Origin of the sequence: Streptomyces cyaneofuscatus, from assembly GCF_042718795.1 — a bacterium.
Taxonomy (GTDB): Bacteria; Actinomycetota; Actinomycetes; order Streptomycetales; family Streptomycetaceae; genus Streptomyces; species Streptomyces cyaneofuscatus_A.
This window is the reverse complement of record NZ_JBHXOX010000025.1, coordinates 66,740-78,344: the sequence shown is the minus strand read 5'-3', so window position 1 is coordinate 78,344 and position 11,605 is coordinate 66,740. Positions and strand designations below refer to the sequence as shown.

Genomic DNA, 11,605 nt, shown 5'->3' with positions numbered 1-11,605 from the left:
TCTACCGGCTCAGCCGCGCGAACTTCCGCACCGCCAGCGGGAAGAACACCGCGATGATCGCCACCGGCCAGAGGACCGCGAGGAGTTGGGCGTGTTCGGCCGCCCAGGAGCCGGTGGCGCCGCCCGGGGTTGCCGAACAGGTCGCGTACGGCGGTGGCGGTGGCGGACATCGGGTTCCACTCGACCACCGTGCCCAGCCAGCCCGGCATCGACGCCGGGGAGGCGAACACGTTGGACAGGAAGCCGACCGGCCAGACCAGGATCTGGACCGCCTGCACCAGCTCGGGCCGCCCCGCCACCATGGCCAGGTGGATGCCGACCCAGAGCATCGCGAACCGGAGCAGGAGCAGCAGCCCCACCGCGCCGAGGGCGGCCGTCGTTCCGTTGTGCCAACGCCAGCCGACCGCGTAGCCGACCCCGGCCATGACCGCGAGCGCCGCCGTCGACTGGAGCATGTCCGCGGCGCTGCGGCCGACCAGGACCGCGCCCGGGACCATCGGCAGCGAGCGGAACCGGTCGATGACGCCCTTGTTCAGGTCCTGGGTCACCGCGAGCATCGTGCTCTCCAGGCCGAAGGCCATGGTCAGCGCGAGCATCCCGGGGACCAGGTACTCGGTGGGGTCGCCCGCCACGTCCCGGCCGCCGCCGACCAGGTACGTGAACATCAGGAGCAGCATCACCGGGAAGGCCAGGCCCACGACGACCCCGACGGGCTGCCGGGCCCAGTGGGCGAGTTCGCGGCGGGTCATGGTCCAGGAGTCGGTCAGGGCCCAGGTGAGGCGGGAGGGGCCGGCGCCGTGTTCGGTGCCGGTGCCGTGTTCCGTGAGTGTGGTCGTGCTCATGCCGCCGCCTCCGTCGTCTCGCGTACCGCCGGTCCGCCGGAGGGCCGCCCCGTCAGGGACAGGAACACCTCGTCCAGCGTCGGGCGGCGCACCGCGATGTCCTCCGCCTCGATGCCCGCCTCCTGAAGTGCCCGGACCGCACCCGTCAGGGCCGCCATCCGGTCCGGGGCGGGGGCGCTGACGAGCCGGCGGTCCGGGTCGAGCGCCGGGTCCTCGGCGCCCAGCAGCGCGGCCGCCTCCGCCAGGCGGGTCGCGTCGCGCAGGACGACGTCGATCCGGTCGCCGCCGACGAGCGCCTTGAGCTGGTCGGACGTACCTTCGGCGGCGACCCTGCCCTCGTCGATGAGGGAGATCCGGTCGGCCAACTGGTCCGCCTCCTCCAGATACTGCGTGGTCAGCAGGACGGTGGTGCCGCCGCCGACCAGGGACCGGACGGCGCCCCAGACCTCGGCCCGGCCGCGCGGGTCCAGGCCGGTCGTGGGCTCGTCCAGGAAGAGCACGGCCGGTTCGGTGATCAGCGAGGCGGCCAGGTCGAGCCGCCGGCGCATCCCGCCGCTGTACTGCTTGACCGCCTTGCGCCCGGTGTCCGCGAGCCCGAACCGCTCCAGGAGTTCGTCGGCCCGGCTGCCCGCCCGGCGTGCGCCCAGGTGGTAGAGGCGCCCGAACATCTCCAGGTTCTGCCGGCCGCCGAGCTGCTCGTCCACCGCCGCGTGCTGGCCGAGCAACCCGATCCGCCGCCGTACGTCGGAGGCCCGGTCGCGGACGTCGAGCCCGGCCACGGTGACCCGGCCCGCATCGGGGCGCAGCAGCGTCGACATGATCCGTACGGTGGTGGTCTTGCCCGCCCCGTTGGGGCCGAGCACCGCGTGGACGGTGCCGGCTCCGACCGTGAGGTCCAGCCCGTCGAGGGCGCGTTTCTCCCCGTACCGCTTGTGCACGCCGTCCAGGACGATCGCTTCGGTCACGTTCCCCGCCATCCTTCGGTTGCCGCCGTGTAGTCAAATTTGACTAGCAGTTCGAAGGTAAACCCGGTTCCGCCATTCGTCAAACTTGATTAGTCGTCGTCCCCGGGGTCGGGCACGCCCGTCGCGTACGGGTTCTCCTCGCCCTCGGCGAGTACGCCGACGAACGGGTCACCCTCGCCCGCGAAGGTGTACGCCCCGCCCTCGATCCGCGCGATCAGCCCCCGGGTCCACTCCGCGCCCGCATCGGCCGAGTGCACCCACAGGTTCATGATCTCGCCGATGTGGCCGAGGGATTCAGGGCCCTCCCCGGGCGTGTAGTACTCGGTGACCGAGTTCCGCCACCCCTTCATCTCCTCGACCCGCTCCTTGAGCAGCGCCAACGCCTCCTCGCGGGGCAGGTCGACGATGAACCCGATGGCCGCCGAGAGGACGTCGAGGTTCTGGTCGTAGGAGCGGATGGCGTCGCGCAGCAGGGTGCGGTACTCGGCGAGCCCCTCCTCCGTGACCTCGTACTCGGTACGCGGCGGACCGCCGGCCGTGGAGGGGGCCGTCTCATGGGCGAGGAGCAGTCCCTGCTTCGCCATCTGCTTCAGGGCGTGGTAGATCGACCCGGGCTTGGCGTTGGACCACTCGTGGGCGCCCCAGTACTCCAGGTCGTTGCGGACCTGATAGCCGTGCGCGCGGCCGTGCATGCGCACAGCACCGAGGACCAGCAGCCGGATCGCGGACATGGCACCCATCCATCCCGTCCCGGGGGCCGACCGCTCCCGGGCTCCCTATTCAACTTTGACTAGGGTAGCCCGTACGGCCGAGGCCAGCACCGCCGCCACCAGGCACCCGGCGCCCAGGGCGGCCCACACCACGTCGTACGTGCCGAACACGTCCCGTGCCGTCGCACCGAGGAAGGCAGAGGTCCCCGCGCCCAGTTGGTGGGCGGCGTTGGCCCAGCCGAAGACGACGGGGCCGTCGGTCCCGTATGCGCGGCGGCAGAGTTCGATGACCGGCGGCACGGTCGCCACGTCGACGAGACCGTAGACGAACACGAAGAGGAGCATCGGGGCGGTCACGGCGGAGGAGAACAGCGCGGGCAGAGACAGCAGGGTGAGCGCCCGGAGCGCGAAGCAGACGGTCAGCAGGCGGCGCGGGTCGAAGCGGTCGGTCAGCCAGCCGGAGAGCAGCGCGCCGAGGGCGGAGAAGACACCGATCAGGGAGAGCAGCGAGGCCGCCGCCGTCACCCGCATCCCGTGATCGTGCGCGGCGGGCGCCCAGTTGGACCACATGATGCCGTTGGTGGACGCCCCGCAGAGCACGAACATACCCGCCAGCAGCCAGAACGGGCGGGTGCGCAGGGCACCGGCGAGCACCTTCAGCGTACGGGTCGCGGCCCCGGAGGGAGGGGCCGGTGCGGGCACGAACTCCCGTGCCCCGTACGGCTTTACGCCGATATCGGCCGGGTGGTCGCGCAGGGCCAGGAACACCAGGGCGGCCACGGCGAGGGCCACCAGGGCCAGGGTCACCACCGGGGGCCGCCAGCCGTGCCGCTCCACGGACCCCGCGAGTAGCGGCAGGAAGACCAACTGGCCCAGGTGGCTGGAGGAACTGAGCGCCCCGGTCACCAGGCCCCGGCGCCGGTCGAACCAGCGGGCGGTGACCCCGGCCGCGAACGTCATGGTGAGGCAGCCGCTGCCGAGGCCGATCAACACACCCCAGTACGCCACCAGTTGCCAGGGGCGGGTCATGAAGGCGGTGAGCACCGCGCCCGCCGAGACGAGCAGCAACGCGCTGCCGACCACCCGGCGGATGCCCACCCGGTCCATCAGGGCGGCGGCGAAGGGAGCGGTGAGACCGAACAGGACCATGTTGACGGAGGCGGCGAGCGCGACCTGGCCCCGGTTCCAGCCGAACTCCTCGCCCAGGGGTGTCACGAGCAGCCCGGGCACGGTCGTGAACGCCCCGGCGGTGACGATGGCCGCGCCCGCGACGGCGGCGATCAGCCAGGCGCGATGGAGGCGGCGGCGGGCGGTTGCGGTGGTCTGTCCGGTGGTGTGTTCCGTGCTCTGTTCTGTGGGCGTGGGGGCCATGGGACCAGCCTGGCGACCGACGGCCCGCCGCTGCGAGTGTCCAGATGGACCAGGTGCGCAAGAATATGGCCATGCCTGATGTCTTCACCGATCCCGGGCGCCACCGCGTCGCCGTCCTCGCCCGTGCCGTCCTGCTCCCCATCGAGCTCGGCATCGTCCACCAGCTCTTCGGCCAGGCCAGAGCGGGCGGCACGGTGGACGGGGAGCCGCTGTACGAGGTCGCCACCTGCTCCCTGCGGCCGGGTGACATGCGTACGGACGGGGACTTCACCGTCGCGGTCCGGCACGGCCCCGAGGCGCTGGCCGAGGCCGACACGGTGATCGTGCTGTCGTCGTACGAGGACTACACGCAGGACACCCCGGCGCTCACCGCTCCCCTCGCCGAGGCCCTCGCCCTCATCCGGCCCGGCACCCGGACCGCCTCCATCTGCACCGGCGCCTTCGTGCTGGCGTCCGCCGGACTGCTCGACGGGCACACCGCGACCACGCACTGGCGGTACACGGAGCTCTTCGCCCAGCTGTTCCCGCGGGTCGAGCTGGATCCGGACGTGCTCTACACGGACGGGGGCGGCGTCCTGACCTCGGCGGGGTGCGCGGCCGGCATCGACCTCTGCCTGCACATGATCCGGCGCGACCACGGGACGGCCGTCGCGGGCGATGTGGCGCGGCGGACCGTCGTACCGCCCCATCGCGAGGGCGGGCAGGTCCAGTACATCCGGCGGCCCGTGCCGCCACCGGCCGCGCCCGGCACCTCGGCCGCCCGCGCGTGGGCCCTGCGGCGGCTCCAGGAGCCGATCACGCTGGGGCAGTTGGCGGCCCGGGAGGCCATGAGCGTACGGAACTTCAACCGGCGCTTCCGCGACGAGGTCGGCACCACGCCGATGACCTGGCTGAACCAGCAACGCGTCGAGCTGGCCCGCGAGTTGCTGGAGGAGTCCGACCTGGCCGTCGAGCAGGTGGCCGAGCGGACCGGGCTCGGGTCGGCGGCCAACCTGCGGCGCCACTTCCAGAAGGCGCTGGGCGTCTCGCCGAGCGCCTACCGTACGACGTTCCGCGGGCCGGTCCGGTGAGGCGGCGGGGGTGGCGTGATGTCAGAACGGGAAGACCGAGCGGCCGTGCTGGATCGACATCCACTTCTGCGTCGTGAACGCCTCCACGACCGCCTCGCCGTTCAGCCGCCCCACGCCGGACGTCTTCTCGCCGCCGAATGCCACCAGCGGGTCGTCCTGGACGGTGGAGTCGTTGACGTGGAACATCCCGCTGACGATCCGCTGTGCGAACCGCACCCCGCGCTCCGCGTCGCCCGTGTGCACGGCGCCGCTGAGCCCGTAGGGGCTGTCGTTGACCATCGTCACGGCCTCGTCCTCGCCGTCGAACGTCAGCAGCAGGGCCACCGGGCCGAGGATCTCCTGCGTCAGCAGCGGGGAACCGTCGGGGAGGTCGGTCAGGACGGCCGGCTCCACGACGTTGCCGCGGGTCCGGCCCCGTACGAGCGCCGTCGCCCCGTCCGCGACCGCGCGGTCCACCAGCGCGGTCAGGGCGTCGGCCTGGAAGGCGTTGAAGACCGGGCCGATCCGGGTCTCCGGGTCCCTCGGGTCGCCGGACTTCAGGGCGGCCACCTCGGCGGTGAAGCGCTCGGTGAACTCGGCGGCCACCGAACGGTCCACCAGGATGCGGTTGGCCGCCATGCTGACCTGGCCCTGGTAGAGGAAGCGGCTGAAGACCGCCGCCCGGACCGCGTAGTCGATGTCGGCGTCCTCCAGCACCACCAGGGCGCTGTTGCCGCTGAGTTCGAGGATGGTCCGCTTGAAGAACCCGGCCGCCGTCGCGGCTATGTGGCGGCCGACCCGGTCGGAGCCGCTGAACGAGATCACCTTGGGCACGGGGTGCTCGATGAACGCGTCGCCGATCTCGGCGCTGTCGGTGATCAGGACGTTGAGCAGCCCGGCCGGCAGCCCGGCGTCCTCGAATATCCTCGCGATCAGTCCGCCGCCGACGACGGGGGCGCTCTGATGGGGCTTCACGACGACCGCGTTGCCGAGCGCCAGGGCGGGCGCGATCGACTTCATCCCCACCAGGAAAGGGAAGTTGAAGGCGCTGATCACGCCTATGACACCGACGGGGAGCCGGTACAGGCGGTTCTCCCGGCCGTCGGAGACCGCGGGCAGCAGGCGGCCGGTGGGCCGCAGCGACTGCCGGACCGCCTCGCGCAGGACCTCGCTCGCACCGCGCACCTCGTACGCGGCGCGCAGCCGGGTGCCGCCCAGCTCGTCGATGATCGCCTCGGCGATCTCCTCGGCGCGCTCCCCGGTGATGCGCAGGGCCCGCTCCAGGACGGCCCGCCGCTCGTACGGGTTGGTGACGGCCCACTCCTGCTGCGCGCGCTCGGCCGCCCGGTAGGCCTCGTCGACCTCCAGCGCGGTCGCCACGGTGACGGCGGCGAGTTTCTCACCGTTGTAGGGATTGAAATCGATGATGTCCCATGAGCCGCTGCCCGTGCGCCACTCGCCATCGATGTACTGGTGGGCCAGTTCATGGAAGAAGGACATGCAATCCCTTACTGCAGGCGTTCGCAGACTCCTGATGTGACGTCATCGTAACGACAAATCAAGTCAGTTGGAGGAGTCCTCGCAGGAGATCGCGGCTCTCCTCGGGGCCGGGACTGTCCTTCCGCAGGCACCCCATGGCCTTTTCGTACTGCGCGACTTCCTCGGCCTTGTCCAGATAGAGCGCACTTGTCAGCTGCTCCAAATAGACAATGTCCGACAGATCGGATTCCGGGAATCGGAGCATGGTGAACGAACCGCTCTCGCCCGCATGCCCTCCGTAACTGAAGGGCATCACCTGGAGCGTGATGTTCGGCTGCTCCGACATGTCGATCAGATGGCGCAATTGGGCGCGCATCACGTCGCGTTCGCCGTACGGGCGGCGCAGGGCGGCCTCGTCCAGTACGGCGTGGAAGGCCGGGGCCCGTTCGGAGACGAGCACCTTCTGGCGCTCCAGGCGCAGGGCGACCCGGCGTTCGATGTCGGCGGCCGGGGCGCCCCGCATTCCGCGGGCGACGACGGCGTGGGCGTAGGCCTCGGTCTGCAACAGGCCGTGCACGAACTGGACTTCATAGATACGGATGAGGGAGGCCGCTCCCTCCAGACCCACATAGGTCTGGAACCAGCCGGGCAGCGCATTGCCGTAACTGTGCCACCAGCCCGCCACATTGGCCTCGCGCGCCAGGCCGAGGAGCGCCTCGCGCTCCGCGACATCCGCGACACCGTAGAGCGTGAGCAGATCCTCGACGTCCCTGGCCTTGAAGCTCACCCGTCCCAACTCCATGCGGCTGATCTTCGATTCGGAGGCCCGGATGGAGTAGCCGGCCGCCTCACGGGTGATGCCGCGCGACTCCCGCAGCCTTCTGAGCTGAGAGCCCAGCAGGATGCGCCGCACCACCGATCCACTCGACTCGCCTGCCGACACTGGTCCGACCCTCCCCATCGCCTACCGGGCACTCGGGGCGCCCCCAGAACCCCTCGACCCCGAAGCCACGGATTCTGCCACCAAAACGCTTCAGCCCGTACTCATTCGATTACGGAAATGGGAAGACGTCCGGAAAGCTCCGAAACTGCCCGACGGAAGAAATGTGCCGGAATCACCACGGTACCGGGCAGGTCCGGCGCGTGCACGTGCATCTGCCCTTGCATCTGCTGTGCGCATTGGGAAGCATGACCCCTGCGCACCTGCGTGCTCGTGTTGTGCCGCTGTACCCCCCGCAGTACCGCTGACAGGCAGTGCCGCTACAGCCGCGAATCCCGGGAGTGCCTCGTATGGGGACGAATGGATCGACGATGCTCGAGCCGTTACGGCAGGGGCTTCCCCCGACCGACCCCTCAGGGGTCGCCGGCTCGGCCTCCTGCGCTCTGCCCGCCCGTTACGAAGCGGTCGGCGGAGCACGGCAGTTCACCAGGTCCACCCTGGAGCGGTGGGAGCTGAGCGACCGTTTCGACGATGTCGCCCTGGTGGTGTCCGAGCTCGTCACCAACGCCCTGCGCCACGCGCTGCCGAGCGACCCGCCTCGGGAGTTCCAGGACCCGCCGGTGCGGCTGCATCTGATGCGATGGAGCTCGCGGCTGGTCTGCGCGGTGCGCGATCCCAGCCGGGAGAGCCCGGTGGCGGGCGAGGCGGCGGATTCCGCCGAGTCGGGGCGCGGTCTGTTCCTGGTGGAGTGCGTCAGCGACAGCTGGGGCTGGCACCCGTCGCCCGCGCCGGCGGGCGAGTTCTCGTCGACACCGTCGACACCGTCGACGACTGTGTACGGCAAGGTGGTCTGGGCGCTGTTCCGGCTCTCGGAGTGCGCGAAGACCGAATAGGTACGCATCCACACCGCGTCGCTCAGGGCCGCCCGGCCGCCGGATTCACCCTCGGCCGCCAGGCGGCCTTCGGTCGTTCGGTGGGCTTCGGTCGTTCGGTGGGCTTCGGTCGCCCCGTGGACTCAGATCGCCCGTGGACTCAGATCGCCAAGTGGTCGAACTCGCCGTCCTTGACGCCGAGCAGCAGTGCCTCGATCTCGGCCGGCGTATAGACGAGCGCGGGCCCGTCGGGGTGGCGCGAGTTCCGCATCGCCACATCACCTCCGGGCAGTTTCGCGAACTCCACACAGGATCCCTGGGAGTTGCTGTGTCTGCTCTTCTGCCAGACGACTCCGCGAAGCTCTGTGGCCGCCATGCCGTTGTACACGTGGTGCACAGGACGCTCCCCGAGTTGCAAAGTGCAAGGGTCAACTAGATCGGATCATAGCTCTGTTCATATGCCGATGCATGAGCCGATGCACGTGCACGCGCGGTGTTGCCGCGATTACAGGTTTTCCTTCCCGGAGAAGGCCCCGGAGGAGAGACGAACGGCACGCCTATTTGGCTCCCGCTTAACGGAGTTGGCCGGAAGAACCTTGGTAACGTGGCGCGGTCTTTCGACCGGAAAACAGCAAGGGGGAACTCCACGTGACCAGCCTCGTACGCACCGGAGGTGTCGTGGTCGGCGCTCTGGCCGCCGCACTGGCGCTGACCGCCTGCGGCAGTGACGACGACGCGGGCAAGGGTTCCGGCTCCGGCGCCGGGTCCAGCGCGACGCCCGGCGACGGCCAGGGGTCGGGGGGCGCCGGTACGGACGCCGCGGCGCTGGAGGGCACCTGGGTGGGGCTCACCGACGGCAAGAACGTCACCGTCTCCATCACCGCGGGCAAGGTCGCCCTCGTCGCCGACCAGTCCGTCTGCCAGGGCGATGTGAAGGACATGGGCGAGGTGATGCTCGCGCTGAAGTGCACCGGCGGGGCGAACGACCGCACCATGGGCGCGATCGAGTCCAACGACGGCAAGAAGCTGGTCCTCTCCTGGGACGGCGGGGTGAAGGACACCCTCACGAAGGCCGCCTCGGGCAAGCTGCCGACGGATCTGCCGTCGCTGCCTTCGGACCTGCCGTCCGACCTGCCGTCGGACCTGCCGTCGGACCTGCCGTCGCTGCCGGAGGTGCCTGAGGTGCCGTCGGCGTCCTGAGGGCCGGGCCTCCCGGCTCCTCGCCTCAGTTCTCCGCGAGGGTGCTGCTCACCCGGGTCGAGCCGCCGCGCTCGTCCAGGGCGCGGGTGAACTCCTCCAGCGCGTCCAGGAGCAGCGCGGCGCCCCGGCGCACCACCGGGTCGCCGACCGGGGTCGTCCCGTCCTCCGTCGGCGTCGGCACATCCCAGTGGGCCACCGCGTCCACCACCAGCTGCCAGTCCGGCAGCCGCCGCTCCCGTACCGCCTTGGCGCCCTTCTCCGTGGCCCGGCGCAACGCCTCGGCGAGCTGGGCTGCGCCCGGCACCGGGTCCGCCGAGCGGGCCGGAAGGTGGGCCTCCAGCACCATCGCGGACCGGCCGAGCTGGGCCAGGGCGTGCTGGGCGTCGGTGGCGGCGGCGCGGGAGATGCCCCGGTGGCGTACGGGTTCGTGCTGGGCAGTCGCCAGCGCCTCCTGCCACGCCACCCTGGCCTCGCGGGTCGCGATGAGGGCGTCCCGTACCTCCTCCAGGTCGCGGTGGGCCGGATCCGCGTACCGGTCGACCACCGTCGCCGCGTACCGCCCGTCCGCCACCAGCCACTCCGCCAGCCGGTTGCGCAGCCGCGGCGTCTCCCAGGCCGGGTAGAGCGCGTACGCCACCATCGCGAGGAGCCCGCCGACCAGCGTGAGCACGATGCGTTCGGTGACGGTCTGGGACCAGTCGTCGCCGGCCATGCCGAGCAGGAAGACCACGTAGGCGGAGACGCAGACCTGGCTGACCGCGTACCCGGTCCGCATCAGCAGGTACATCAGCCCGGCGCAGACCACCGCCAGGAGCGCGGAGAGCCGGGCGTCGGGGCTCGCGGTCTGCACGATGGCGGTGGCGAGCCCGACGCCGATCAGGGTGCCGCCGAAGCGGGCCACGGAGCGGCCGTACGTCTGCGAGAACTCCGGGCGCATCACCATGACGGCGGTCATCGGCGCCCAGTAGCCGTGCCCGAGCGGGAGGGCGGCGCCCACGAAGTAGCCCGCCACGGCGACCACCGCGACCCGGATCGCGTGGCGGAGGATCGGGGAGCCCGGGTGCAGCTCGCGGCGCATCGACTTCAGGACGACCGGGATCAGCCGCAGCAGGGTGGGGCGGTGGCGGGTGTCCGGGGCGAGGTTCTCGGGCAGGCCGCTCTCGGTGCCCGTTCCCTCCGCGATCTCCAGGACGTCGTCCAGCAGGGCGGCGAGGCGGTCGGCGGCGCGGAGGGCGGGGCCGACGAGGATCACGTCGTTGTCGGGGGTCTTCAGGACGCCCAGGTCGGTGGCGGAGAGGTGGACGGGCTCCCCGTACCGGACGGCCCGCGCGGCGGCGTCGAGCACGGAACCGGCGGCGCCGAGCAGCTCGTTCACCCAGGCCCGCTCCAGGCCGTCGCCGGGCACGCCCATCGCCGGGTCGGCCAGCGAGGCGAGGACCGGGCGCAGCCGTTCCGCGATGCCCCGGGCGCCGTGCAGCTCGGCGGGGCGGTGGCGGGCCTGGCGCGGGGTGACGGCGGCGGCGCTGCGGGCGGTCATCAGGGGCAGCGGGTCGAAGGGGGCGACCGGGTCGTGGCGCAGGCGGCGGGCGTAGTCGGCCTCGGCGGCCAGTGCGTCGGCGAGCGCGTCGCGCTGGGCGCCCCATCTCCGTACCGGGAACAGGACGATCAGCGCCGCCTGGACCACCCCGCCGACCAGGATCATCCCGGCGTGGGCGGCGGCGTCCACGACGGAGGTCGGCAGAGTGATCGTCACCAGCATGATCGCGACGTTGGACGAGGCGATGATCCCGCCCGTCGGGCCCGCCGCCCAGGCCAGACCGGCGAGGAACGTCCAGCCGCCGAGCAGGCAGAGGAAGAGCACGGGGTGCGAGGCGGTGACGTAGCCGAGGAACGTCGACACGGCGAGGCTGGCACCGGAGACGAGGGCGAGCACCGGGCGCGGGCGCCAACTGCGCTGGAAGGTGGCGATGGCCGCCTGGAAGGCGCCGAACGCCGAGCTCGCCGCGATCTCGGGTCCGAAGAGCACCAGGCTCGTACCGACCACGAGGGCGAGCCCGGCCGCCCCGCGGAAGGCGATGAGCGGTTCGAGTCTCTGCCGCTCGATCTCCAGCCCCGAGCGGGCGGTCTCCTTCAGCGCCCGGAGCCAGCTCATGGGCCGAGCCTAGCCCGGGTGATGG

At 71.5% G+C, this 11,605-nt stretch carries 10 protein-coding genes and 1 pseudogene; 3 read left to right on the top strand and 8 right to left on the bottom strand.

Annotated elements, in window-relative coordinates; translation table 11 throughout:
* Position 1 precedes the first annotated feature (1 nt).
* From ACFWRT_RS26805 to ACFWRT_RS26790, 4 genes and pseudogenes are all read right to left on the bottom strand, one after another.
* Positions 2–842 (bottom strand): annotated as a pseudogene (locus ACFWRT_RS26805) (ABC transporter permease).
* Positions 839–1,807 (bottom strand): ATP-binding cassette domain-containing protein, encoded by a 969-nt coding sequence (locus tag ACFWRT_RS26800; protein ID WP_380952159.1) that lies wholly within the window; start codon positions 1,805–1,807, stop codon positions 839–841. The pseudogene ACFWRT_RS26805 and the gene ACFWRT_RS26800 overlap by 4 nt, the downstream one beginning before the upstream one ends.
* Before the next feature lie 89 nt (positions 1,808–1,896).
* A complete protein-coding gene (locus tag ACFWRT_RS26795) occupies positions 1,897–2,538 on the bottom strand; it encodes a PadR family transcriptional regulator (RefSeq protein ID WP_380952160.1) in 642 nt (213 codons plus the stop codon).
* A 45-nt stretch (positions 2,539–2,583) separates the two neighbouring features.
* Entirely contained in the window at positions 2,584–3,888 is a 1,305-nt protein-coding gene (locus tag ACFWRT_RS26790; RefSeq protein ID WP_380952161.1) for an MFS transporter, read from the bottom strand.
* 65 nt (positions 3,889–3,953) lie between these two features.
* On the opposite strand from ACFWRT_RS26790, the gene ACFWRT_RS26785 reads away from it, so the two are divergent.
* Positions 3,954–4,958 (top strand): GlxA family transcriptional regulator, encoded by a 1,005-nt coding sequence (locus tag ACFWRT_RS26785; RefSeq protein WP_380952162.1) that lies wholly within the window; start codon positions 3,954–3,956, stop codon positions 4,956–4,958.
* A gap of 21 nt (positions 4,959–4,979) precedes the next feature.
* On the opposite strand, the gene ACFWRT_RS26780 is transcribed toward ACFWRT_RS26785, so the two are convergent.
* Positions 4,980–6,437, bottom strand: a complete 1,458-nt coding sequence (locus tag ACFWRT_RS26780) for an aldehyde dehydrogenase family protein (protein WP_380952164.1) — start codon at positions 6,435–6,437, stop codon at positions 4,980–4,982.
* A 58-nt stretch (positions 6,438–6,495) separates the two neighbouring features.
* On the bottom strand, positions 6,496–7,377 hold the full coding sequence (locus ACFWRT_RS26775; RefSeq protein ID WP_380952165.1) for a helix-turn-helix domain-containing protein: 882 nt from the start codon (positions 7,375–7,377) through the stop codon (positions 6,496–6,498).
* Positions 7,378–7,727: 350 nt separating this feature from the next.
* Here ACFWRT_RS26775 and ACFWRT_RS26770 point away from each other — a divergent pair, with 350 nt between their 5' ends.
* The gene (locus ACFWRT_RS26770; protein WP_380952166.1) at positions 7,728–8,249 is read left to right on the top strand and encodes an ATP-binding protein; all 522 of its coding nucleotides are present in this window, start codon (positions 7,728–7,730) and stop codon (positions 8,247–8,249) included.
* A 139-nt stretch (positions 8,250–8,388) separates the two neighbouring features.
* On the opposite strand, the gene ACFWRT_RS26765 is transcribed toward ACFWRT_RS26770, so the two are convergent.
* Positions 8,389–8,625: a DUF397 domain-containing protein gene (locus ACFWRT_RS26765; protein WP_018514287.1), complete on the bottom strand. Its 237-nt coding sequence runs from the start codon at positions 8,623–8,625 to the stop codon at positions 8,389–8,391.
* A gap of 251 nt (positions 8,626–8,876) precedes the next feature.
* On the opposite strand from ACFWRT_RS26765, the gene ACFWRT_RS26760 reads away from it, so the two are divergent.
* Positions 8,877–9,428, top strand: a complete 552-nt coding sequence (locus ACFWRT_RS26760) for a hypothetical protein (protein ID WP_380952167.1) — start codon at positions 8,877–8,879, stop codon at positions 9,426–9,428.
* Positions 9,429–9,453: 25 nt separating this feature from the next.
* On the opposite strand, the gene ACFWRT_RS26755 is transcribed toward ACFWRT_RS26760, so the two are convergent.
* Positions 9,454–11,580 (bottom strand): FUSC family protein, encoded by a 2,127-nt coding sequence (locus ACFWRT_RS26755; protein WP_380952168.1) that lies wholly within the window; start codon positions 11,578–11,580, stop codon positions 9,454–9,456.
* Positions 11,581–11,605 lie beyond the last annotated feature (25 nt).